At 69.5% G+C, this 24812-nt stretch carries 18 protein-coding genes; 10 read left to right on the forward strand and 8 right to left on the reverse strand.

The features are described from left to right. The first annotated feature begins 164 nt into the window (after window positions 1–164). On the forward strand, window positions 165–1160 hold the full coding sequence (locus C4T42_RS02640; protein ID WP_020091609.1) for a glycosyltransferase: 996 nt from the start codon (window positions 165–167) through the stop codon (window positions 1158–1160). Window positions 1161–1192: 32 nt separating this feature from the next. Further along, the gene (locus tag C4T42_RS02645; RefSeq protein ID WP_020091608.1) at window positions 1193–4396 is read left to right on the forward strand and encodes a glycosyltransferase; all 3204 of its coding nucleotides are present in this window, start codon (window positions 1193–1195) and stop codon (window positions 4394–4396) included. Window positions 4397–4451: 55 nt separating this feature from the next. Here C4T42_RS02645 and C4T42_RS02650 read toward each other — a convergent pair whose 3' ends face one another. Then, window positions 4452–5501, reverse strand: coding sequence for an aldo/keto reductase (locus tag C4T42_RS02650; protein WP_244540679.1), 1050 nt, complete (start codon window positions 5499–5501; stop codon window positions 4452–4454). Between the two features lie 140 nt (window positions 5502–5641). On the opposite strand from C4T42_RS02650, the gene C4T42_RS02655 reads away from it, so the two are divergent. Continuing rightward, window positions 5642–6553, forward strand: coding sequence for a LysR family transcriptional regulator (locus tag C4T42_RS02655; protein WP_020091606.1), 912 nt, complete (start codon window positions 5642–5644; stop codon window positions 6551–6553). Window positions 6554–6606: 53 nt separating this feature from the next. On the opposite strand, the gene C4T42_RS02660 is transcribed toward C4T42_RS02655, so the two are convergent. Beyond that, window positions 6607–7485 carry an NmrA family NAD(P)-binding protein gene (locus C4T42_RS02660; RefSeq protein ID WP_020091605.1) on the reverse strand — a complete coding sequence of 293 codons (879 nt, stop codon included), beginning with the start codon at window positions 7483–7485 and terminating at the stop codon, window positions 6607–6609. Between the two features lie 122 nt (window positions 7486–7607). Between C4T42_RS02660 and C4T42_RS02665 the strand changes: the two genes are divergently transcribed. Continuing rightward, a complete protein-coding gene (locus C4T42_RS02665) occupies window positions 7608–8498 on the forward strand; it encodes a LysR family transcriptional regulator (protein WP_020091604.1) in 891 nt (296 codons plus the stop codon). Between the two features lie 54 nt (window positions 8499–8552). Here C4T42_RS02665 and C4T42_RS02670 read toward each other — a convergent pair whose 3' ends face one another. Beyond that, complete coding sequence (locus tag C4T42_RS02670; protein ID WP_020091603.1) at window positions 8553–9506, reverse strand: LysR substrate-binding domain-containing protein; 954 nt, start codon at window positions 9504–9506, stop codon at window positions 8553–8555. Window positions 9507–9614: 108 nt separating this feature from the next. Here C4T42_RS02670 and C4T42_RS02675 point away from each other — a divergent pair, with 108 nt between their 5' ends. Further along, window positions 9615–10904, forward strand: a complete 1290-nt coding sequence (locus C4T42_RS02675) for a D-serine ammonia-lyase (protein WP_020091602.1) — start codon at window positions 9615–9617, stop codon at window positions 10902–10904. Window positions 10905–11019: 115 nt separating this feature from the next. Here C4T42_RS02675 and C4T42_RS02680 read toward each other — a convergent pair whose 3' ends face one another. The 3 genes from C4T42_RS02680 to C4T42_RS02690 form a co-directional block, all read right to left on the reverse strand. Beyond that, window positions 11020–11271, reverse strand: coding sequence for a PilZ domain-containing protein (locus C4T42_RS02680; RefSeq protein WP_020091601.1), 252 nt, complete (start codon window positions 11269–11271; stop codon window positions 11020–11022). 117 nt (window positions 11272–11388) lie between these two features. Beyond that, window positions 11389–11694, reverse strand: coding sequence for a hypothetical protein (locus C4T42_RS02685; RefSeq protein ID WP_020091600.1), 306 nt, complete (start codon window positions 11692–11694; stop codon window positions 11389–11391). Window positions 11695–11985: 291 nt separating this feature from the next. Beyond that, a complete protein-coding gene (locus tag C4T42_RS02690) occupies window positions 11986–12273 on the reverse strand; it encodes a hypothetical protein (RefSeq protein ID WP_020091599.1) in 288 nt (95 codons plus the stop codon). A 590-nt stretch (window positions 12274–12863) separates the two neighbouring features. On the opposite strand from C4T42_RS02690, the gene C4T42_RS02695 reads away from it, so the two are divergent. The 4 genes from C4T42_RS02695 to C4T42_RS02710 are packed head-to-tail and all read left to right on the forward strand — an operon-like array spanning window position 12864 to window position 19744. Beyond that, the gene (locus tag C4T42_RS02695) at window positions 12864–16130 is read left to right on the forward strand and encodes an efflux RND transporter permease subunit (protein WP_020091598.1); all 3267 of its coding nucleotides are present in this window, start codon (window positions 12864–12866) and stop codon (window positions 16128–16130) included. Further along, a complete protein-coding gene (locus tag C4T42_RS02700; RefSeq protein ID WP_103984707.1) occupies window positions 16130–17515 on the forward strand; it encodes an efflux RND transporter periplasmic adaptor subunit in 1386 nt (461 codons plus the stop codon). Before C4T42_RS02695 ends, C4T42_RS02700 begins: the two co-directional genes overlap by 1 nt. Before the next feature lie 5 nt (window positions 17516–17520). Then, on the forward strand, window positions 17521–18372 hold the full coding sequence (locus tag C4T42_RS02705) for a response regulator transcription factor (RefSeq protein WP_307188506.1): 852 nt from the start codon (window positions 17521–17523) through the stop codon (window positions 18370–18372). Next, window positions 18359–19744: an ATP-binding protein gene (locus C4T42_RS02710; protein WP_020091595.1), complete on the forward strand. Its 1386-nt coding sequence runs from the start codon at window positions 18359–18361 to the stop codon at window positions 19742–19744. The genes C4T42_RS02705 and C4T42_RS02710 overlap by 14 nt, the downstream gene beginning before the upstream one ends. 78 nt (window positions 19745–19822) lie before the next feature. Here C4T42_RS02710 and C4T42_RS02715 read toward each other — a convergent pair whose 3' ends face one another. Together C4T42_RS02715 and C4T42_RS02720 are read right to left on the reverse strand one after the other, a co-directional pair. Further along, a complete protein-coding gene (locus C4T42_RS02715; protein WP_020091594.1) occupies window positions 19823–20116 on the reverse strand; it encodes a hypothetical protein in 294 nt (97 codons plus the stop codon). A gap of 562 nt (window positions 20117–20678) precedes the next feature. Continuing rightward, window positions 20679–22280: a porin gene (locus C4T42_RS02720; RefSeq protein WP_020091593.1), complete on the reverse strand. Its 1602-nt coding sequence runs from the start codon at window positions 22278–22280 to the stop codon at window positions 20679–20681. A 748-nt stretch (window positions 22281–23028) separates the two neighbouring features. Between C4T42_RS02720 and C4T42_RS02725 the strand changes: the two genes are divergently transcribed. Further along, the gene (locus C4T42_RS02725; protein WP_103984708.1) at window positions 23029–24801 is read left to right on the forward strand and encodes an ethylbenzene dehydrogenase-related protein; all 1773 of its coding nucleotides are present in this window, start codon (window positions 23029–23031) and stop codon (window positions 24799–24801) included. The last annotated feature ends 11 nt before the right edge of the window (window positions 24802–24812 follow it).

The raw sequence follows: 24812 nt of genomic DNA on the forward strand, positions 1-24812 counted from the left end.
TGCCATACTTCCTGATTGCCAACATTAAATTGCCCGGAATTACCCAATCGCCAAGTGGTTGGGGGAAATTAATCGACGAAATGGACATGCGACAGTTGCGTGTCTACTTACAATTGGCATTAACCTGCAATTAAAACTGGCCCGTCTCGCCGAGGTCACGAGGGATGAATTTCGTCAGCGCGATCTCGTTGGCCGGGCCGCACGTCCTGGTCACGAGCACCTTCCCCGATGCGCTCAACAGGAATCCCGGGATCCGGAGCGATCTGGCAGAGGGCTTCGCCGAACTGCTCGGCGCCGAGCGCGTCAGACACACCCCTCTGGAACTGGCGGTCGCGGCGGTTCGGGCGACCCGGCCGGATGTCGTGATCGCGGTCGGAAGTCTCGTGCCTGACCTGGCGGATCTGCGCGCGCTTCGGCGGGCCGCGGACGCCGTGGGTGCCGTCCTGATCTTCTGGCTGACGGACGACCCGTACGAGTTCGACTACGCCTTCAAGGCGGAACTCTACGCCGACATCGTTGTGAGCAACGATTCCTGGGCGGCGCAGCACTACCGGCACCCCGACGTCCACCACCTGCCGCTGGCCGCGGCGCCCGACCGGCATTTCCGGCCGATCGCCCCGGTGGCGGAGCGGGAGACAGTCCTGTTCTTCTGCGGCGTCGCCTACCCGAACCGCGTCGCCCTGATGCGCCGGATCGACGATCTCCTGTGCCGGCACGTCGTGGAGATCCTGGGCGCCGAGTGGCCGGACACGCTCCAATGCGCGGTGAACCGCCGCCTCACGCCGGCGCAGATGGCCGACTACGCCGCGGCGGCGCGGCTGACGCTCAACATCGGCCGCGACCTCGACGTGGCCAATCGCCGGCTGTCGCTCCCGCAGGCGACGCCGGGACCGCGCACCTTCGAGGTCGCCCTGTCGGGCTCGGCGCAGCTGTTCTTCGTCACCGGCCTGGAAATCTGCGCGCATTTCGAGCCGGACACGGAGATCCTGCTGGTGGACGGCGCGGCCGATATCGCGCGCGCCATCGAGCGGTCGCTCGACGAGCCCGGCGCGATCGAGGCGATCGCGCGCCGGGCGCAGGCGCGGGCGCTCCGCGAGCACACCTACCGGCATCGCGCGGCGCGCCTGCTCGACCTGAGCCGCCTGACGGTCCCGGCCTGATCACGCCGCCGCTGAGACGGACGAGACCGCGCATGTCCGACCTGTCGATCCTGCTGCTCGACACCGAGCCGCAGACCCACAACCGCTACCTCGTGCTCGCCATCGCGGACGCGCTGCGCCGGCATCCCGCGGTCGGCCGGGTCCATGTCGGCGGGCACGGCGATGCCCTGGCCGCCTTCGTCGAGCAGGGTCTCGACACGCTGATCGCTTTCGGCGGCGCGCGGGCGCACGCGCCCCTGGTCGGTCGGCTCGCGGGGCTCGCTCGGACCAGCGTGCTCTGGACCACGGAGGATCCGTACGAGCGCGAAGCGAACGTGCGCGGGTCGGGGGTCTTCGATCTGGTCTTCACGAACGACCTTGCCACGGTCCCGGCCTACGGAGGCCGGGCACACCACCTCGCCCTCGGCGCCTCCTCGCTCTTCCACGATCTCCCGGTGCTCGAGGACGACGCGCGCTACCGCTACGACCTCCTCTTCATCGGAACGGCGTGGCCGAACAGGGTCGCGACCCTGAACGCGCTCTCGGCCAAGCTGCCGCGGGACGTGAAGTTCAAGCTGGCGCTGCCGTGGAACGCGCATATCGGTCCGCCGGAGCTGGAGGACGAGGCGCTCGTCACGGACTGGCGCTGCGGCAACCGCGACTTCGCCCTCCTGGCGAACCGCAGTCGCGTCGTGCTCACCCTGCCCCGGATCTTCTCGGCGGCGCGCGCCGATCAGGCGACCGGTTCGACGCCGCCGCCGCGGCTGTTCGAGACGGCGCTGGCCGGCGGCTACCAGGTCGTGGTCTCGCCCGAGCCGGAGACGGCCGCCTACTACACGCCGGGCGCCGAGATCGCGCTCTGCGACGACGAGGCCGGTGCGGTCGAGGCGATCCTGACGGCCCTGACCGAACCGGAGGCCCGCATCGCGCGCGCGCGCGCCGCGCAGGCGCGGACCCGCGCCGAGCACCTCTACGACCATCGCGTGGCGACGATCCTGGACGCGGTGATCGACCGGCGCCGGACGCAGACGCGCCGGCCCCCCCTCGAACCGTCAGCGCCCCGCACGGTCCTGATGCTCACCCACAACCGGATGGGGCATCGTCCCGGCGGCGGGGTCGAGGTCTATCAGGAACTGCTGACCGAGCTCGGCGAGCCGTACCGCGTCCTGTTCCTCTTCTCCGTCTTCGGCGACGGGCGCTGGTCGCTCCGGCTCGAGGGCCCGGGGATCGCGGAGAGCTTCGCCTGCGGTCCCGTCACGCCGCCGCTCTCGACGGACCCGTTCGTGGAGGGGATCTTCCAGAGACTGCTGTTCGAGCATCAGGTCGACCTCGTCCACATCCATCACCTGATGCACGTCCCGCTGTCGCTGCCGCTGATCGCGCGGGCCTGCGGCATACCCACCGTCTACCACCTGCACGACCATTTCCTGATCTGCGAGCGCTGGCTGCTGCTCGATCACACCGGCCGGTTCTGCGACGTCGTCAATCGCGGGGCGGACCAGTGCGACGCGTGCCTGGTCTCGGGAAACCAGTATCCGCCCGGCTCCAAGGCGCGCCGCGACGGCATGATGACCCTGGTGACCGACGCGATCGACGCCTTCGTCACGAGCACGCCCGCCACGGCGGAGTACCTCCGGCGCTACTTCCCCGGCATCCCCGCCGACCGGATCGTCGAGATCCCGATGGTGGCGCCGAACACCGCGCCGGCCGGGGCGCGGCCGGTGTCCAGGCGCAGGCGCGACGGCGATCGGCTGACCGTGGCGATCCTGGGCAATCTCGCGGCCCACAAGGGCGGCCAGCAGGCGATCAACCTGATCCGGAGCTGCGAGGCCTATCCCATCCATTTCAAGGTGATCGGCCGCATCGACGACCCGTACCGCGAGGCGGTCGCGGGCCTCGGACCGGATCAGGTCACCGTGACCGGCGCATACGAGCAGCACGCGATCGGCGGCCTGCTGGCCGGCTGCGATGTCTCGCTGCACCTCTCGACCTGGCCCGAGACGTTCGTCATCGCGCTGACGGAGGCGTGGCAGGCGGGCCTGGTCCCGATCGTCGCCGATATCGGGGCCCTGGCCGAGCGCGTCGAGGACGGGATCGACGGGTTCAAGGTCCCGCCGGACGATGCCGGCGCCGTCCGCGCGCGCCTCATCGCGCTACACTACGATCGCGCCCGCCTCGCCCGGATGCAGGCCTCCATCGGCCGGAAATCCTTCCCCGACACCGACGGCCACCTCGGGTCGGTCCGCGCCCTCTACGAGCGCCTGATCGAGGCGCGGCCGCTGCGCCACGGACGGGTTCCCAGCCACCTGCGGCACGGTTTCGACCTGCGGCTCGAGACCCTGGGATACCGGACGAACGCCGCCTCCTGGACCAGCGCGGCGATCGCGTGGGATGAGGCGGCCCGAGCGCCGGAGGCGTCGCCCACCGTGATGGCGGCGGCGCGCGCGCGCCCGGTTCCGGAGATGCCCGACGCGTTCCGGCGTCTAACGCTGAGGCCGGTCCGGCGCAGCGAGTGCGGCTGGAGCCTCGACGTGCTGCGCACGGACGAGCGCCTTAACCGGAGCCTGGATCTCTCGTCGGTCGTCGCGCGGGCTTCCGTGTTCCTGCGCGGCTGGCTGCACGTCTCGGGGCCGGCGCCGAAGGCGATCTACCTGCGGCTGACGGGTCGCACCGGGACATCGTGGGTCGCCCTGCAGAGCGATCTCCGTCCGGACGTGGCCAAGTGGTACGGTGAACCCGCCGCCGCGACGTCCGGCTTCACCGGCCAGATCGACGTCGCGGGGATGTCCTTCGGACGCTACGCGCTCGCGATCGTCCAGATCGCCGACGGTAGCCTGCGCATCCTCGAAGACGTCGCTTCGATCTTCATCGCCCCCGACACCGAGCCGCCGGCGCGCTTCGTTCCGGAGCCGCGCCATCTCGTCAGCGGGCCGCCGCACGTCCCGGATCTGCACCACAGCCTGCCGGATGCCGGCGACGCGCTCCGCGTGTCGCCGGGGCAGCTCTGGGCCGCGGAAGTCGCGTTCCCCGGGACCGCGCCCCGGCTCGGCAAGGACACGCTGGCGGTGTTTCGCGGCACCAACGGTCAGACGTGGCGGGCGCCCGTCCTCAAGATCGACGAGCGGACGGTGCGCATCACCGCCTCCGTCCCGAACATCGATCCGGGCGCCTACACGGTGTCCCTGGCCGAGCCGCACAACAGGACGTTGCGGACCCTCGCGACGCTGTTCCGCACCCAGGTGGCGCGTTCGGAGTGACGGGAATCACCGGCAAGCCCGGTCTCGATCCCCCGAGCCGACCCCGGACGTGGGCCTACCACGCCTCGACCCGTTCACCGCCGAAGATGCGCGAAGTCGGCAGCTCGAAGATGAAGTAGGGATTGAGTTGCGGCGGAGCCGCGGCCTCATCCAGGCGGGACTGCTGCTCGGGCGTCAGGACGACCTCGAGGGCGGCGATGTTCTGCGCCAGCTGCTCCGGGCGGCTCGCCCCGACCAGGACCGAGGCGACGCCGGGGCGCCGCGCGACCCAGGCCAGCGCCACCTGCGCCATCGGTCGGCCGACGTCCGCGGCGACCGCCCGCAGCACGTCCACCACCGCGAAGTTCGCCTCGGTGAACAGCATGCCGCCGAAGGGGTTGTCGCCGTTGAGCCGGCCGTCGCTGCCGCCCTCGGCCGCGTCGCCGGCCCGGTCCGGGAGCGAGCCTGCCGGACCGGCCTGAGCGAGCTTCTCGCGGCCGTACTTGCCGGTCAGCAGGCCGGCCGCCAGCGGGCTCCAGGGCACCAGCCCGAGCCCGAGGGCGCGGCCCGCGGGCAGCACATCGAGTTCCACGCCCCGGTCGAGCAGCGAGTAGGCGTATTGCAGGCCGATGGGTTCCGGGAGGCCGTGGGCACGGGCCAGCGCGGCGATCTGCGCGGCGTACCAAGCGGGCGCGTTCGAGAATCCGTAATACAGGATGTCGCCGCGCGCGACGGCGTCGGTCAGCGCCCGGAGGACTTCCTCCGGCGGCGTGGTCCGGTCCCAGACATGGGTCCAGTACAGGTCGATCCAGCCGGTCCTGAGACGGCGCAGGGAGCTCTCGAGACCGGAGCGGATGTTCCGCGCGCTGTTGCCTCCGGCGAGCGGCGTGCCCTGCGCGCGCGGGAAGCCGGACTTCGTCGCGACGACCAGGCGGTCGCGCAGACCGCGCGCCGCGATCAGGTCGCCGAGCATCGTCTCGCTCGCACCGCCCGCGTAGACGTCGGCCGTATCGAGGAAGTTGCCGCCCGCTTCGACGTAACGGTCGAAGATGGCCGCCGAGACCGTCGCGTCGCTGCCCCAGCGGGCGGCGCCGAAGGTCATGGTCCCGAGCGCAAGGGGGCTCACGGCCAGACCCGAGCGTCCCAGGGTTCGATAGTGCCTCAGATCCATCGCCGCACCTCACTGTTGAGGGCTTGGTCGTAGTCCGGCGTCGGGATCGGGATTAGCCGTGGTATTCCGCATGCACCTGTGAGCACAGTTCAGGAATGCGGCGCGGCACCCTCGAAGATCTGGCGGCTTTCGCGGCGGTGGCGCGCCATCGCAGCTTCACGCGGGCGGCCGCGGAGATGGGGCTGTCGCCCTCCGCGCTCAGCCACACGATGCGGGCTCTGGAGGCGCGTCACGGCGTGCGCCTGCTGGCCCGCACCACCCGCAGCGTCGCGCTCACTCCGGCCGGCGAGCGGCTGCTGCGGTCGGTCGGCCCCGCGCTCGAGGACGTCGCGCGCGGGCTCGACGCGCTGGCCGAGTGGCGCGGCGCGCCGTCGGGGCGGCTGCGGCTGACGACCTTCGCGTACGCCGCGCGGGCGATCCTCGAACCCAGACTGCCCAACTTCCTGATCGACCACCCGGCCGTCTCGGTGGAGGTGATCGTGGACGACCCCCTGACCGACATCGTCGCCGCCGGCTTCGACGCCGGGATCCGCTTCGGCGAGACGGTCGAGCGCGACATGGTGGCGGTCCGGGTCGGACCCGACCTGCGCACGGTGGTCGTCGCGACCCCGGACTACTTCGCCCGTCACCCGCGCCCGGAGAGCCCGGCTGACCTGGAAGCGCATTGCTGCGTGAACTACCGGCTCGTCGGCGGCGGTGGGTTGCTGCCCTGGGAGTTCGCCCGCGACGGCCGCGAGATCCGGGTGCGCGCGGCCGGCCAGCTCGTCGTGAACGATGGCCGGCTCGCGGCCGCCGCGATCCGGGCCGGTGCCGGGCTCGGCTACATGCTGGAAGACGAGGCGGCCGACGACCTAGCCGCGGGACATCTCGTCCAGGCGCTGGAGGCGTGGTGTCCGTCGTTTCCCGGCTGCCACCTCTACTACCCCGACCGGCAGGTCACGCCCGCCCTGCGCAGCCTGATCGACGCGCTGCGGTGGCGGGAGGCGCCGTCGCCTCCCTGCCCGTGAGACCGTGCCCGCGTGACAATGCCTGCGAGACCGTACCCGCGGGGCCTCCCCGCTCAGGCGCCCCGCCAGTCGCGGGCGACCTCGCCCGCGAAGTCGCGGTAGCTGCGCGGCCTGCGGCCGAGGAGCCTCGCGAAGTCCGCAACCTCGGCCTCGGTCGCGACGGCGCCATCCTCCTGGTAGCGGCGCATCATCACCCGCAGGTCATAGGCGAGCCAGGCGGGGGCGAAGCTCCGGAGCCGCTGCTCCAGCGCGTCGAGATCGTCGCCTCCGTAGCGGACCGCGCGCCCGAGGGCCTCGGACCAGATCTCCGCCAGGGCGTCGCCCGTCAGGGCGTCCGGCCCGACGACGTCGTAGGTCTCGGCCGGAAGACGGTCGGCCGCGCGCTCGCGGCGCAGCAGCGCGTTGGCCGCCGCCTCGGCGATATCGCGCACGTCGACCATCGAGACGCCGGCCTGCCCGAGGGGCACGGCATACAGGCCGGCCCCAAGAAGCGGCTCCTTCTGGGCGAGGTCGTTCTGCATGAAGTAGGAGGGCCGCAGCACCGTGGCGGGCAGGTCGAGGGCCGCGATCATCCGCTCGACGGCGTGCTTGCCGGTGAAGTGCGGGGCATCGACGAAGGCCTCGCTCTTGAAGACCGAGAGATAGACGATGCCGCGCACGCCCGCGTCGCGGGCGAGGCTGAGCGTCGTGATCGCCTGGGTCAGCTCGTCCGGCGCGTTGGCGACGAGCAGGAACAGGGTGTCGACCCCGACCAGCGCCGCGCGCATCGCGTCGATGTCGGCGGGATCGCCGCGGGCGGCCTCGACGCCGGAGGGGAATCGCGCCTTCTCGGGCGAGCGGGTCAGAGCGCGCACGGCGGCCCCCGCGGCGACGAGATGATCGATGACGGCGGAGCCGATGCGGCCCGTGGAACCGGTGACGAGGATGGTCATGGCGGATCTCCTGGATGCGGGGCGGCCCCGAGCGGGCCGCCGATGATCCGAAGATGCGCCGTTCCTTTTCTGAGCCATAGTCGGCAAGATCGGGACTGGGTGTCCCGGATCTGGAACAGCACATGGACCTCGCGGCGCTCGCCGACTTCAATCTCGTCGCCGGCCACGGCGGCTTCGGCCGCGCCGCCCGGGCGAGCGGGCGGCCGAAGGCGACGCTGTCGCGGCGCGTCGCCGAGCTCGAGGCGAGCCTCGGGACGCGGCTGATCGAGCGGGGCGAGCGCAGCCTGCGCCTGACAGAGGCGGGGGCGCTCCTCCACGCCCGGACGGGGCCGCTGCTCAGCGAGATCGCGGAGGCCGGCGCCGTCGTCGGTGGCGGCCTCGACCGACCCCGTGGGCGGCTCCGGGTGAGTGCGCCGCTGCTCCTGTCCGACACGCAGCTCGGCCGCGTCGCCGCGGACTTCGCCCGCGCCTATCCCGAGGTCGAGCTGGAGATCTCCGCCGAGGACCGGTTCGTCGACCCGATCGAGGAGGGTTTCGACGTGATCATCCGGGTCAATCCGAAGCCGGACGAGCGCCTCGTCGGGCGCTGTGTCCTGCGGGACGAGCTCTGGCTGGTGGCGCCGCCCGAGGTCCCGCGTCCCGAACAGTCGGCCGGGACCGACGCGGCGACCGTGCCGGCGGCGGTGCGCTGGACGCCGCGTCAGGACGAGACGTGGCAGGTCCATGACGGCCGGACGCGCCGGACCTACGCGCCCGTGCCGGTCCTGCGCCTGTCCTCGCTGCCGATGCTGCGCGACGCCGTGGTGGCGGGCGCCGGCGCGGCGCTGCTCCCGCGCTCGCTTGTCGGGGGCGACGTGGCGGCCGGACGCCTCGCCTGCTGGGGCTGGCTGGAGGGGCCGCCGACGGAGCTGTGGGCGCTCCACACGTCCCGGCGCTTGGTCAGTCCCAAGGTGAACGCCTTCGTCGCCCATCTGGCAGCCGCGCTGTCGACGGATCGACCCGCCCGGCGGTAGATCGAGCGTTCGAACCGAGGGGCGCCGAGCGCGGCGCGCGCGCGGGACGGTGCCCTATCCGCATTCTGCCGCACCGCCCCGACGCGGCGCCTCGGGCGAGCCCGGCGGACCCGCCATCGTCCGGCCGAGCCAGTCCACGAAGGCCGCCGCCGGCCCTGCGGGTGGCAGGGCACGCACGAGAACGAAGTACCGGAGCCCGTTCATGAGGGCCGCGTCGCAGGCGGGCACGAGGCGCCCGTCGGCGCGATAGGGCGCGACGATCAGCGATCGCCCCAGGGCGATGCCCGAGCCGCCGAGCGAGGCGCGCAGCGCCAGTTGCGCGAGGTTGAAGTAGAGATTCTGGACGCGGCCGCCCCAGGGCGCCCCATGGACGCCTATCCAGCGATCCCACTCCTCCGAGACGCTCGCGGCCGCCTCCCACGGCGTCGCGTCGTGGAGCAGCACGACGGCCCCGCCGGGATCCGCCGCATCCCGGTAGGCCGGGGCGCAGACCGGGTAGACCGGCTCGGGATGGTCGAAGACGACCGTCGCACTGGGAGGCGGCGCCGGGCCGTAGCGGATCGCGACGTCGATACCGGACTGCGCCATGCGTCCCGGATCCAGGTCGTGGGTCTCCCCGAAGACGGCGACGTCGATGTCGGGATGCGTGTCGCTGAAGGCTTTCAGCCTTGGCGCGAGCCATTCCGAGGCCAGGGAGGGGACGCAACTGATCCGCAGCGTCGCCCGGCCCTCGCGCCGTTCCCCCCGGAGCAGGGCCTCGCCCATCCCGTCGAAGCCGCTCCGCGCCGCGGCGAACAGGTGGTGACCCGCGGCAGTCAGCCGGATCTCGCGGGTGCCCCGCTCGAGCAGCGGGTAACCGAGGCGCCGCTCCAGCCGCTGGATCCGCTGCGTGACCGCGCTCTGCGTGACGGCGAGGCGGTCGCCCGCACGGGCGAAGCCGCCCGCCTCGACCAGGACGCGGAAGAAGAACAGGTCGCCGGCCAGGCGCGCGTCGAGCCTGACGGGCATGCCCGATCATAAGCGGGCCTAATAGACCGCACCAGAGAATATAATTGGCCGCATGAGCGCCGCTCGCGCAGGGTCGGCGCGGACAAACCGGGCAGGATCGGGAGCGCCATGGCAGCCGTCGACGGGATGCAGACTCAACCGCCGTGCGACCGGATCCCGGAGGCGGTCAGGCGCGCCAGCCCCACGGTCTGGATGAACCCGGCGCTGGACGCCACCGCGTCCGTCCTGCCCGGACTCGCGACCGGCCGTGCCGACGTGGACGCGGCCGTGGCGCGCTGGCAGCGGTTCGCGCCGCTCTTGGCGCGCCTCTTCCCCGAAGAGGGCGCCGGCCGGATCGACTCGCCGCTCGTCCCGCTGGAAGAGCGCCTGTCCCGTGACGTCCTGGACGGCGCCGACGGGCGCGTGCTGGTGAAGGCCGACCACGCGCTGCCGGTGACCGGCTGCATCAAGGCGCGCGGCGGCGTCTACGAGGTCCTGGCCTATGCCGAGGACCTGGCCGCGCGGGCCGGGCTGCTCACCGAGGGGCGATCCTACGCGGCCTTCGCCGACCCGGAATTCCGCGCCCTGTTCGCCCGCCACGTGATCGCGGTCGGCAGCACCGGCAATCTCGGCTTCAGCGTCGGCCTGATGGGGCGCTCGCTCGGCTTCGCGGTCGAGGTCCACATGTCCCACGACGCCAAGGCGTGGAAGAAGCAGCGCCTGCGCGAACTCGGCGCCCGCGTCGTCGAGCATCGCGGCGATTACGGGGCGGCGGTCGCGGCGGCCCGCGGCGCGTTCGCCGGCCGCGCGGACGCCCATTTCGTCGACGACGAGGATTCCGTCGACCTGTTTCTCGGCTACGCGGCCGCGGCCCTCGACCTTCAGCGCCAGCTCGCGGAGTCCGGGATCGCGGTGGGCCCGGCGCAACCCCTGTTCGTCTATCTGCCCTGCGGCGTGGGCGGCGCGCCGGGCGGCGTCGCCTTCGGCCTGAAGCTCTTGTTCGGTGACGCCGTGCACCCGGTCTTCGTCGAGCCGGTCGCGTCCCCGTGCATGCTGGTCCAGCTCGCGGCCGGTCTCGAGCGCACGGTCAGCGTCTACGATGTCGGCCTCGACAACCGCACCGCGGCGGACGGGTTGGCCTGCGCCTCCGCGTCGATGCTGGTGGCCCGGACGCTCGAGAAGCTGGTGGCCGCCGTGGTCACGGTGCCCGACGACGCGCTGTACCGCTGGCTCAGGGTGATGTGGACCGAGGCGGGCCTGCGCCTGGAGCCCTCGGCGGCGGCGGGCTTCGCGGCGGCCGGGCGCTTCGCCGCCACGCTGCCCGCGGCGGTCGGCGCCGCGGCCACCCACGTGATCTGGACGACCGGCGGCGCGCACCTCCCGGCCGAGGAATTCGAGGCGGCCCTCGCCCGCGGTTGAGGCGCGCTGGACGTCGGATCAAAAACCGAGACCGCGCGGCCGCGGCTCCTGGATCGTGCCCGATCGCCAGGCGATCCGCGGCCGATTCAAAGTGAGGGCCAGACCCGGCCGTCGCTCACTCCATCAGGTCGGTCAGGGCCCCGATCTCGTCGGCGTTCTTCCAGACCGTCTCGCAGCCGATCACCGTGTCGGTGGCGTCGATCGTAAGCGTGAACGCGGGGGGCACCCGCTCGGTCCCGACGAGCCGGAGGCGAACACCCCACCGCGACATGTCGTGCACCACGCAGGGGATGGCGGGATGGCCGGCCACCGAGATGCATCCGCTCAGGTTGACGGAGACGCGTCGGGCGTTGCGCTGGTTGTCCATAAGTACTCCGCGCTAGAGCGCCGGAGGATAAGCGGCGACCGATCAAGGGCCGGTTTACGAACTGAACTCAATTGCGCCTAAAATTCGCGTCGAGGTGGCTAATACCGAAGTCTCGACCTACCGATTGGGAAGCCACCGGGAGACGAAGGTCAGCGGACGCGACGTGCCGGCCCGGCCGTCGGCATCCGCACGCGCGTCCTCGTCCGGCAGCAGCGACCCGATCAGGCGGAGCAGCTTCTCCCGCTCCTCCCCGGTGAACAGCACGAGGAAGGAACCGAGATCCAGTTGGACCTCCGGCGCGTCATCGCCCGGGGAGTGAGAGACGTAGGGCTGTCCGGTCTGGAGGTCGCGCATCAGGGCCCAGCGGTCGCCGCCGACGCCGACATGGAATTCGCGCGCTATCCGTGGGCCCTGTTCAATCATTGCTCATCCCGCACGCCGTCAACGTGCAATTTTCAACGGGATAGAGCGCGCAAACGCCTTGCGATATAACCTGGCTCAAGAATTCACAGGTATCGTCGACTGCAGCCCCACCGGCGCGAGCCGCCGGTGACGGGATGTCGGCGCGGTCTCGGGCTGGAGGTTGGTGCACTTGCGGCGCAGGATCGCGGACGATCCGACGCCGGACTGACATGCCCCATCTCCGCGCGGCAAAGGGCGCGTTTTCGGACCGAGAAGGGCGAGCGCTCCGCTCTCGCCCGGTCGGCGCCGGCCCTAGCGATACGCGTGGGGGCGTGAGCGCTCGAAGGCGGCCGCGCAGGCCGTGTCGAAGAGCTTGCAGGGCGGCGGGGCGTCGCCCGGTTCGACGAGCATCGGCTGTCCGCGGATGTCTCCGGTGGCGTGAGCCTGCGAGTACCGTGACCGCGGGTCGAAGTAAGGATCCGAAGTGTAACTGCTCATGAAGGCGCCTCCTGCCGGCATCTCGCTCTCGGACAGCGCCACGCCGGTCTGCAGCGACAGTGAGAGCACCGAGACCAAGATCAGCAGACATCGTCTGGTCATAGGCCTGCTCCTCCTTGAGCGCACGAGATCGGCAGCGCGGAAGCCGCGCTCCGGATGTCCTGGATGTGTCCGACGAGACCGCCGCGGGCGTCAGCGGCCGGTCTCTGCGAGCAGGCCCGCCACAACGCGTGCGCGCTTCGGAACAGCCGCCCGACGGGATCACAGCGTGGCCGCGACGCACTGCCTTCAGCGACGTTGGCGGGTCAGCCCATCTCGACATTCGGAAGATGGCGCAAGCCGAGCACGCACTGCAATAAAATAGGCTTTTCAGCAGTGAAAACGAAATTGATTTGAGAAATTTTCTTTAAAATTCGATGCGCGCCCGTCCGGCCGCGGCCTGGGTCGGAGACAGTTCAAGCATCGGTTTCGCGACGCACTTTAGAGATCCGCTGCCGCTTTAAGTTTCTTAAACGCGCTTTATTTTGTCGTGCCGAATTCATTCGAAGAGTGTCTTTGCCAGGACTATAACTTCGGCGTGCCGGGCATTCGCCCTGCCTTCTCTTCGCACACGAGGCTTGATCGGCTCCCAGTTCACGCGGGCATCCCGCGGGAATGGGAGCCGGGTCACGGCGGGACACCCGACTGATCACATGGAACTCGTCCGGTTCGCTCTGAAGTTTCGCAAGAGCTTCTATGTTCTTGCCGTCCTCATGTTCCTCGCGGGGCTCGGCTCGATCACCGTCGCGCCGAAGGACGTGCTGCCCGCCGTCGATATCCCGGTGGTGGTGGTGGTGTGGACCTATAACGGTCTCGACGCGACCGACATGGTCCAGCGCATCACGAACTACAGCGAGTTCTCGCTGTCGAGCAACGTGAACAACATCCGCCGAATCGAGTCGACGTCGATCCAGGGCACGGTGACCGAGCGGATCTACTTCGATTCCGCGGTCAGCATCGATCTGGCGATGACCCAGGTCGACTCGGCGATGAACGCGATCCGCTCGCGCATGCCGCCGGGCGTGCAGCCTCCCGTCATCATGCGCTTCTCCGCCTCGTCGGTGCCCGTCATTCAGATGGCGCTGTCGTCCTCGAAGCTGCCGCTCACCAAGGTCTTCGACTACGCGCAGTACCGGACCCGTCGCCGGCTCGCCGAGGTGCCGGGCTCGACCCTGCCCTCGCCCTACGGCGGCGCGCCGCGTCAGGTCATGGTCGATCTCGACCCCGGCAAGCTGCGCGCGATCGGCATGACGCCGCTCGATGTCCTGAACGCGGTCCTCAAGCAGAACCTCGTCGTGCCCTCGGGCCTCGCGAAGATCGGGACGCAGCAATACACGGTGCGGCTGAACTCGAGCCCGCAGCTGGTCGATCAGCTCAACCGCATTCCGATCAAGGTCGAGAACAACCAGCCGGTCCTGCTGCGCGACGTCGCCCATGTCCGGGACGGCTCGCCCCCGCAGATCAACATCGTCCGCGCCGACGGCCACCACTCCGTCCTGTTGCAGGTCCTCAAGAACGGCGCGGCCTCGACCCTGGACGTCGTGAACGCCGTCAAGGCCGCCCTGCCGGACATCCACGCGGCCGCGCCGAAGGGCATGACCATCACGCCGCTGTTCGATCAGTCAGTCTTCGTCTCGGACGCCATCTCCGACGTGGTGCGCGAGGCGGTGATCGCTGCGGGGCTCACCGGTCTCGCCATCCTGCTGTTCCTCGGCTCCTGGCGCTCGACCATCGTGGTGCTGGTCTCCATCCCGCTCTGCATCCTGACCTCCCTGTCGATCCTGGTTGCTCTGGGCCAGACCGTCAACGTGATGACCCTGGGCGGCCTCGCCTTGGCCGTCGGCATCCTCGTGGACGACGCGACGGTCGCGATCGAGAACACCTACCGGATGTTCGAGGAAGGCTTCTCCTTCCGGCGCTCGGTGGTCGAGGGCGTGGCCGGCATCGCCAAGCCGGCCCTGATCTCCACGCTGGCGATCTGCTCGGCCTTCTCGGCGGTCTTCTTCCTCACGGACGCGCCCCGCTACCTCTTCGTCCCGCAGGCCGAGGCGGTGGTCTTCGCGATGCTGACCTCCTACCTCCTGTCGCGGACGCTGGTGGCGATCCTCATCGACGTCCTGGTCGCCCCGGAATACGCCCGGCATCACGGCCCGGCCGCCGAGGTCGATGGGGCGTCACCACCCCGCCGCCGCTCCGTCCTCAGCCGGATTCTCCGTGCGCCGACACGGCCCCTCGCTTGGCTGCTTCAATATCCGCTGCGCGGCGCCCTCGCCTTCCGCAACGCGTTCGAGCGCGGGTTCGCGCGCTTCCACGCGGGCTATGTCGGCCTCCTGTCCGCGGTGCTCGGGCACCCGGCCCGCGCGCTGTCCGGCGCGCTCGCCGTCGTCGCGGTGACAGCCGCGATCTTCCCCTTCGTCGGTCAGGACTACTTCCCGCAGATCGAATCCAGCCAGATGACCCTGCATATCCGCACCCGGCCGGGCGAGCGGATCGAGCAGGCGGAGAAGACCTTCGCGCAGGTCGAGGACGTCGTCCGGCAGGTCGTCCCGAAGGACGAGCTCGGGCTCATCCTGGACAATATCGGCCTCCCCGCCTCGAACTACAACTTCGCCTTCATGGATGCGTCGTTCGTCGCCTACAATGACGGGCAGATGCTCATCAACCTGAAGGGTGAGCATAAGCCGATCTCCTTCTACGAGAAGCGGCTGCGCCAGGTCCTGCACCAGGCCTTCCCCGACGACACCTTCTACTTCCAGCCGTCCGACATCATCACGCAGATCCTGAATTTCGGGACCGTCGCGCAGATCGACGTGCAGGTCTCCGGGCGGCACGATGCCGAGGACCTCGCCGTGGCGCAGGACCTCGTCCGCCGCATCGCGGCGGTCCGCGGCGCCGTCGACGTCCACCTGCACCAGATCGTCGACGCCCCGCAGATGTACGTGAACGTCGACCGCAGGCTGGCCTCCGAGATGGGCGTCAGCGAGCAGTCCATCGCGCAGAACCTGAACGTCTCGCTCTCCGGCTCCTTCCAGGTCAGCCCGAACTTCTGGGCCGATCCCAAGTCCGGCATGCCGTATCAGCTCTGGGTCCAGACGCCGGAGTGGCGCAACGCCGACATCACGCAGCTGATGAACACGCCGGTCTCGGTGCACACGGACGCGGGTGACAGGCCCGGCATCCCGATCCTGCTGTCGAACATCGCCACGATGCAGCGGCAGCCTGAGCAGACCGTGATCAACCACGTCAACCAGCAGCCGACCTTCGACATCCTCGCCAACGTCCAGAACGCGGATCTCGGCAGTGTCCGAAACGCCGTGGACCGGATCGTCGCCGAGGAGCAGGTCAAGCTCCCGGCCCCGGACAAGATCCTCGTCCGCGGCCAGATCGAGAGCATGGAGAGCGCCTTCTCGCGCATCGAGCTCGGGCTCGGGATCGCGCTGGTGGCGGTCTACCTGCTGCTCGTCCTGAACTACCAGACGTGGGTCGACCCCTTCGTGGTCATCGCCGCCCTGCCGCTGGCCTTCTGCGGCATCGTGATGAGCCTGTTCATCACCAGCACGGCGTTCTCGATCCCCGCCCTGTTCGGCGCGATCATGTCGGTCGGCGTGGCGAGCGCGAACTCGATCCTGCTCGTCACATTCGCCAAAGAGCACCGCGAGGCCACCGGCTGCTCTGCCCGCGAGGCCGCCCTGATGGCCGGCCATACCCGCCTCCGGCCGGTGCTCATGACCGCCTCCGCGATGTTCCTGGGCCTGATCCCGATGGCGATCGGGTCCGGCGAAGGCGCCGAGCAGAACGCCGCCCTTGCCCGCGCGGTGATGGGCGGGATCGGGATGGGCACCGTCTCGACCCTGCTCTTCGTCCCCCTTCTCTACACCCTGCTCCGCCGCAACCCGATCAAGCCCCTCGAGGATTATTGATGACCCGTTTCAACGACGCCCCCGGGAGCGGCGCCGAGGCTGCCGCGCGGGCGCACCAGCACGCGGTCGAGATCGACCCGCTGCGGCAGGACGGGGCCGGCGAGGCCCTCGTCCACGCGGTGCCGCCGCCGCCGCGCAAGCGCCCGTTCCTCGTGGCGTTCCTCGCGCTCGGCAGCGCCCTCGGGCTCGGCGCCTGGCACCATTGGGAAACCTACCAGGCCTCCCTGGAGACCAAGGCCGAGGCCGTGAACTTCGTTCCGACGGTCCGCACCGGGCCGGCGCAGGTGGATGACGGGCCCATGACGCTGACCCTGCCGGGCCAGACCGAGGCCTTCGACCATGCCGACATCTTCGCCCGCGCCACCGGCTACATCGCCGAGCGCCGGGTCGACATCGGGTCGCGGGTCAAGAAGGGCGACCTGCTGGTCCGGATCGCCGCGCCCGACCTCGACCAGCAGGCCCGGCAGGCCGAGGCCCAACTCGGCCAGTTCAAGGCGCAGCTCGCCGTCGCGCAGGCGGATGTGGAGCAGGCCAAGGCCAGCGTGACGCTCGCGAACGTGACCGACGCCCGCACCGCGACCCTGGCCGGACAAGGCTGGGCCTCGAAGCAGAACGCCGACCAGACCCGCGCGGGGATGCTGACCGCCACCGCGACCCTCGCCGCCGCGCAGGCGAAGGTGAAGGTCGCGGAAGCCAACATCACCGCCCAGCAGGCGACCGTCGACCGGCTCCGCACGCTGACCACCTTCGAGAACGTCGTCGCGCCGTTCGACGGCATCGTGACCGCCCGCAAGGTCGATGTCGGCGACCTCGTCCACGGCGATGCCGGCTCCGGGACGCCGCTCTTCACGGTCGACAGCACCGATGTCCTGCGCGTCGCGGTGCAGGTGCCGCAATCGGCCGCCGTGGGCATCCGCGACGGGGTGAAGGCGCGCGTCCAGGTCGCGCAGATCCCGGACCGGACCTTCGACGGCACGGTCTCGCGCAGCTCGGTGGCTCTCCAATCCTCGGTGCGGACGCTGGACACGGAGGTCGACGTCGCCAATCCCGACGGAATCCTGCGGCCGGGCCTCTACGTCGCCGTCACTTTCGCGGTGCCGCGCACGCATCCGCGGGTGATCGTGCCGTCCGAGGCGCTCATCTTCGACGCGGAGGGGACGCGCGTGGCCGTGGTCGGGGCGGACGACACCGTCCGGCTCCGGCCGATCACGATCGCGCGCGATCTCGGCACGCGCCTCGAGCTGCGCAGCGGCCTCGACAGCGGCGAGACCGTCGTCCTCAACCCGCCCGCCGGCCTTCAGGACGGCAGCCGCGTCGTCCCCCGCGGCTCCGTCGCCTCTCAGGTCCCGACAGCCAAGCTCTCCGAGCAGGCGAGCGCGGAGTGAGGCGCATGGTCCAGATCCCTCGCTCCCTTGTAAGCTTCGCCGGCGGGATGACGCAGGTCGGCCGCCGCGACCGAACCGCATTTGACTCCGGCTCCGAAGAGGATAATTCCACCTCTCCCTCCGAGCCGCAGGAGACCAGACAGGGCCGGCGAATACAAAATAAGAAGGAAAAACGAATGGCCAGCGTATTGGTAGTCGAGGACGACCGGCGGGTCGCCGCGGAGATCGGTTCGGCCCTCGCGGAATACGGATTTCAGGTCGACGAAGCCCCCAGTGGCAGCATCGGACTACGCAAGGCCCTGGACGGTAACTTTGACGTGATCGTGCTCGACCGGATGCTCCCGGAGATCGACGGCCTGTCGCTGCTGACCGAGCTGCGCGCCGCGAAGGTCTCGACGCCAGTCCTGATCCTCAGCGCCCTGTCGGCCGTCAACGAGCGTGTCGACGGGCTGCGCGCCGGCGGAGACGACTACTTGGCCAAGCCATTCGAGTTCATCGAGCTGACCGCCCGCGTCGACGCGCTGGCGCGGCGCAAGATGGCCGCGGAGGCGGTGAACGAACTCGTCGTCGGCGACCTGCGCCTCGACCTGATCGAGCGCGTCCTCCACTGCGGGAACCGGGAAATTGAGCTCCTGCCCAAGGAATTCGCGATCATCGAGTTCCTGATGCAGAACGCCGGCACGCTGGTGAGCCGGAAGATGATCTTCGAATCCGTCTGGGGCTACAGCTTCAATCACCAGTCCAGCGTCATTGACGTCCACATCGGCAAGATCCGCAAGAAGCTCGATCCCGACGGGCTGAACCCGCGGATCCACACGGTGCGCAACACGGGCTTCATCCTCCGTGCGCCTTCTTGAGGTCCGGCGCACCAGCGGATTCCGCGTCGCGTGCCTGTTCTTCGCGACCTTCGGGACCGCCTCGCTGGCGCTCTCGGGCTTCCTCTACGTCGACACGCGCAGCTACGGCCGCAAGGCCGCGTTCGAGTGGGTCGAGTGGGAATCGAAGCACCTCCTGAACCTGTCGCCGCGCGCGCTGCGCGAGCGGATCGACGCGTCCGAGGATTTCGCCGAGGGCGGCCGCCCGCTCGTCCTGTTCGGGCCCGACCACGTTCGCCGGGCCGGCGCGCCGATCGCCTTCCCCGACAGGGCGCCGATCGGGAAGCCGTTCATCCTGGCGCAGCCGCTGGATCACCGCAGCCGCACGCTCTTCAGCCAGCTCACCGAGCTTCCGAGCGGCGAGTACGTGCTGGTCAGCCGCTCGGCCCAGGATCTCCAGTCCCTCGAGAAGGCGCTGGTCGAGACCTTTGTCTGGGGCATGGCCGCCACCATCGTGATCGGCCTGATCGGTGCCGTCGTGTTCGGCGCCGGCTCGCTGCGGCAGAACGATGCGATCACCAAGGCGGTCGAGCGCATCATGCGCGGCGACCTGAGCGAGCGCCTGCCGACGCGCGGCGTCTCGGCCGACCTCGCTCACCTCACGCGCGTCGTGAACGACATGCTCGACCAGCTCGAGCGGCTGATGCTGGAGATCAAGGGCGTCAACGAGAACATCGCCCACGACCTGCGCACCCCGCTGACCCGGGTGGTCGGCACGCTGGAGCGGTCGCTGCGCAAGGCCGACAGCGTCGCGGCCTTCCGCGCCTTCAACGAGGACGTCCTGGCCGAGGTCAAGAGCATCGTCGTCCGGTTCTCGGCCCTGCTGCGCATCTCCGAGATGGAGGACCGCCTGCGCCGATCTGGCTTCACCCAGGTCGATCTCGGCCGGCTGCTCGAGGATGCGGTGGAGTACTACGAGCCCCTGGCGATCGAGCGCGACATCCGACTTCTCTGGGACCGGCCGGACGGCCCGTGCGCGATCGAGGGCGACCGCAGCCTGATCTTCGAGGCGGTGAGCAACCTGATCGACAACGCCCTGAAGTTCACGCCGGCCGGCGGGCAGGTGACGGTCGCGCTGCTCCGGAATCCGACGGGGATCCAGGTCACCGATACGGGCTGCGGCATCCCCGCGGAGGAGCTGAGCGCCGTGCGCGCCCGGTACCGCCGCGGCGCGCTGAAGACCGACAAGAGCGGGTTCGGGATCGGCCTGAGCCTGGTCGATTCCATCGCGCGGCTGCACAGCGCCACCTTCGACATCGCCTCCGACGGGAGCGGCTGCCGCGTGACCCTCAGCTGGACCCACAGCGTCGCGGGGCACCCGTCGATCGACCTCCTGCCGGCCGCATCCCTCTGACGCCGTCGTCACGCCGTCGCGCCCGGCCGGTCCCGCATCGCGGGGCGTGCCGGGCGCGGGGCCGAACCGGGTGGGCGCTCAGTAGGCGGGCTGGCCGCGGCGGCGCTCGCGGCTGTTGAGATGGCTCCACTGGCGATTGGCCGGGACGGTCTCGACCGCGCTGGGCCGCTGGATCGCGGCGCTGTAGCCGGTCGCTCCCTCCCACATGCCGCCCGCCTTGTCGTTGCCCTCGGAGGCGGACCACGCGTCGAGGCCGCTGCCGTTGGTCCGGACGATGAGGCTGGGATCGATGGTCGCGCCACCGTCCTGAGCGAGAGCAGGTCCCGCGATCAGCATCGCGCCCATCGAGCAGGCGAGGACGATGTTCTTCATGATGATCTCCCGTTACACAAACTGTCGCTCACCGGCGACGTGGTAGTAAGATGCTGCAATACCCATTTAAACTCTATATTTTATTGCGGAATAATTCTTTCGCTCTTTGGACGGGCTTCAATCTTGAAACGATTTTTGAATTTCTCGTGGAGGATGGCCTCAGGTCGGCCACATCCCGGTCACCGGGATCGGGGCTTGTGTCGCCCAGGCCTGACGGACAATCCTGCCCGGCTTGCGCCGGCAGCGAGCACGAAAAAGCCGACCGGTTGCCCGGTCGGCGAAGTCGTATGGGTCTGAAGCTCTGGGTCAGACCGGCCCTGCCCTGGTACCCGGGCCAGCCGCTCTGAAACCATAGCATCCGCTCGGTCGGCGGCGAAGCAAGCCGCTGAAGAGCTGACTTTCTTGTAGATGATTTTGCGACGATCGCAAGCAAAAGATCTTTTATTTGTCGAATATGGCCCAATTTACGAGATAACTTACTTGGCGTTCCAAATAGAGAAGCCCGGCCTTGCGGCCGGGCTCGAGACTGGACGTTGCGCCCGCGAAGGCGCGTCGGATCGGTTCAGAAATCCCGCTGCACGCGGAACCGGAATTGGGCCGCATCCTGCGAATTGACGTAGCGCAGCGCGTTCTTCGAGATGTCCGGCGTGACGCCGCTGTTGAGCGCCGTGCGGATGTACTCGCCCTCGACGCCGATATCGAGATCCTTCACGGGGGTCCAGATCAGGCTGGCGCCGGTGATCATCTGGTTGTTGCCCCGCAGGATGGGACTCGTGGCGAAGGCCAGGGCATTCGACGCACTGGCGCCGGCCGGGGCGAAGCCGAAGCCGAGGAGGCCCAGCGCGTTGCGCCCCTTGGAGCTGTAGTCGATCTGCGCGTAGCTGCCGAAGAAGGCCGAGCGCCAGGCGGGCGACCAGTAATGGAGCAGGGAGGCGACAGCGGAGAACGAGGTCGACAGTTCGAGGCGGCCGGTCGCGGGGTTGAGCACCGCGTCCGCGTAGTATTGCGCGAACGAGCCGCCGCCGACCGGCGCCGCGCCGAGGGCGTCGTACGGCGCCGTGTAGTTGGAGATGCCCGTATAGGCGATGGCACCCTGCCCGTAGGCGCCCTGGAGGTAGAGCGTGTCGCCCGTCGCGATGAACGGCAGGTTGACCTTCAGGCCGCCCTGGACCGCCCAGCCGTAGGCGTTCGAGGCGCGTCCCGTCGGCGAAATGCCCAGGCCGGTCGTGGCGGTGGTGATGCCCGCGACCGTGCTGCCGGCGTCGCCGGCATTGATCTCGTGGACGGCGGCCGAGAGCTGCGCCGAGCCCCAGGCCTGGTCGATGCGGGCCGCGCCGACGAAGTCCGGCATGCGGCTCTTCTGGGTGACGTCGACGAAGGCGACATTGCCGGGACCGACGACGATCGGCGCCAGCCAGGTCGAGGGGGTGAACGGGTTGAAGGCGTTGCTGTAGCCCGCGAAGCCGCCACCGGCCGTGAAGGCCCCGACGGCCGAGCCTGTGCCGAAGATCGGGAAGCGCCGGTAGGTCGGATCTTCCATCGAGGCGGTCAGCGTGATGCCGTTCCCGAGGATCGCCGAATAGGCGAGCAGGTTCGTGCTGAACGTATCGGAGCCGGCCGTGCCGCCGATCAGCTCGAAGTCGTGCGCGTAGAAGTCGAAGAAGGAGGACGCGCGGCCCGCGGTGAGCCCGGCGAACTGAATGAAGGCCTTATCGGCGTTGACGTAGGTCTGCGTGCGCCCGAAGGCGTCGGCGCCGAGGCCCGCGATGGCCAAGCTCTCGCGCTGCCGGGATCCCGAGGTCAGGAACGGGCCGCTGCGGTTGGCGACATCGATGCGCAGGAAGGCGCGCAGGGTTCCGTAATCGGTCTGGGTCCGCGAATCGAGGTTCAGACGCATCAGGCCGAGATAGCCGGTGAGGTCGCCGCCGCCGCCCGTGCGAACCTTGCTGGTCTGATACAGAAAGTCATACCGCGCCCGTCCGGACAGACGAATGCAGGTATCGGTCCCGGGGATGTAGAAGAAGCCGGCGCCGTAGGCGTTGCAAACGCGTACGAACTCGACCGGCGCAGCCTTAAACGTCGGGAGATCGGCAGCGTACGCACCGCCGATCGGGATCATCAGGGCCGAGGAGCCCAGTAACAGCGCCTTGATTCTGGTCATCATATCCCCGCATCCGACGCCGCGGTCGTGCCACTGCCAGCGTCAACCCAATGATCCGCGTTCACGCACGTGTACGGGTCCCGACACGGTGCGACGTCGCAGTATTTTTTGAGAATTGGCCGCTCTATCGCTCGGCAGCTTGACCGTATCTGTCAAGATTTGATTTTACAAATAAATTGCGATTGCGTTTTTCAACCGAAATTGACTTCCTGAAATTTGTTTTTGTATCTGAATTGATCACGGAAATGGGAGCGCGCGGGTGAGGCGAGCTGCGGATCGCGGCCGCGTCGGCTCAGCGAGGCTGGTTGATGGCGCGGTCCATCGCGTGGACTCCGCCGACCGAGACCTTGAGTTCTGCGCCGTGGATGTCGCTAGCAGCGATGAAGAGGCATCTGCCGCCCTATCAGGCCTGCTCCCTGAGATCCGGCGACAGATCCCGTGCCGGCGCTAGGAGACCCTGTCTTCGAGCATTCTTGACTGAGCGCTCTGTCATGACAGGTGGCTGAGGTGCCGCTCTGAGGCCGTACCCTGTCGGCCGCGTCCGCCTCTCGTCGACGCGCGACCCGAAACAGTTTGCGCCGCGGCGGGGCGGAGCCGCCTTCCCGGCTGACCGACCGAGCCGAGACCGCCGTTAAGCATATCGATCAAGAGTTATAGATTGCAAAGCTCGGCTATATCCCGCGGCCGGCATCATGATTTACAAAGTTCTAACGTAGCGCGTCCAATTTGCGGCGACGGTGCGGAGGATCGAATGTCGGAACCGCTGACCCTCGCGCCGCATCCGCCCGGCGGAGCCGAGACCGCCCCCGGGTGGCGTAGTACAGCCGCCGCGCAGGTCGACCGGCATCCCCGTTCCGATTTCGGGACCATCGTGATTCACTGGGTGGTCGCCATCGCTATGGTGGCGAGCCTGCTCACGGGCCTGCGCATCTCGGCCGACGCGCCCGTGGCGCGGACCGCCAAGTTCCTGGCGCCCCTGCTTCCGCAAGGTGAAGTCTGGACCGTCCACTTCGTGGCCGGCCTGACCCTGTTCTTCGGAGTCACCGCCTATCTGGTCTACCTCGTGCGCGGGCGTCTCACGGATCGCAACGGCCTGTCGCGGCTCCGCGCCCTCCGTGTCAGCGGGCGAAGCAAGGCCGCCCGGAAGGCACGGTGGGGCGGCATCAACGTCGCGCTGCACTGGCTGATCTACGCCGTCACGCTCGTCCTGACAGGCACCGGGGTCGCGCTCTACCTCGGCTATGGCGGCTGGGTGGTCTGGCTGCACGCCACCTGCGCGCTGGTCGCCCTGGCCTACATCGCGGTCCATACCCTCGCGCACTTCATGTACGGCGGCCTGTGGCAGCTCCTTCGGTTGTTCCGTCCGGCGGCCCTGGCGGACGATGCGGCGCGGCGGCGGCGACCGCTCCTGGCCGCCGCCATCATCGGCCTCCCCGTCGTCGGCGGCCTCGCCTTCGCGGACGTGAAGGGCCGCTCCACGCTGGTGATCGACAAGGTGTCGGCCGGGCCCGACCTGTCGAAGCTCCTCGAAGACCCGGTCTGGCGCACCGCGCGCCCGGTCTCGGTCCGGACGATGCAGGGGGCCAATTTCGGCGGGACCGGTGAGACCACCGTCGAGATCCGCGCCGTGCGCGACGCGACGAACGTGTATTTCGCCTTCCGCTGGTGGGACCCGTCGCGCTCGCTCAAGCGCGTCCCGATGATCAAGAAGGCGGACGGCTGGCACCTCCTCGACGCGGACGCGGCGCGCGCGGACGTGACCGCCTACTACGAGGACAAGCTGGCGGTGATCTTCTCGCGATCCGACGCGTTCGGCAGCGGCGGGTCGACCCATCTCGGCGCCCGGCCGCTGCCCGACGCCCCCGCCCCGCTCAATGGCCGCGGCTACCACTACACCACCGACGGCAGCTACATCGACATGTGGCAGTGGAAGGCGGCCCGCGGCGGCATGCTCGGCGTCGTCGAGGACATGCATATCGGTCCGCCCACCGACCCCACCGCCGCCGAGCGGGCCGTGAAGGGCCGCTACCAAGCCGGCTACTGGGGCGATCCCGGCACCAGCGCGTACCGCTACAACTTCAAGTTCGAGGGTCCGGGCGGCTACGCGGGGGCGGTCGAGCCGCTGCGGCTTCCCAAGGACTGGCAGGCGACGGTGGCCAGGCTCGGCACCGTGGATCTGGACTTCGATGCCAGCACGTCGCCGGGCTCGGCGTGGTGGATGGTCGAGAAGACCGAGACGGTGCCGTACTCGGCGGCCGCCGACGCGGAGATCCCGGTCGGCACCGTGATGCCGGGCGTGCTCATGACCGACGGCTATACAGGGGACCGCGCCGGGATCTCGGCGGCCGCCGACTGGGCCGACGACCACTGGACCCTCGTCGCCGCGCGCAAGATCGCGACCGGCAGCAAGTACGACGTCGATTTCCTGCCGGGAAACACCTTCTACCTGTATGTCTCGGCCTTCGATCACACGCAAACGCGGCACACGCGGCACATGCGGCCGGTCGAAGTCTTTCTGCGCTGAGCCGGGAGCGC

Source organism: Methylobacterium sp. 190mf (assembly GCF_900107945.1).
GTDB lineage: Bacteria > Pseudomonadota > Alphaproteobacteria > Rhizobiales > Beijerinckiaceae > Methylobacterium.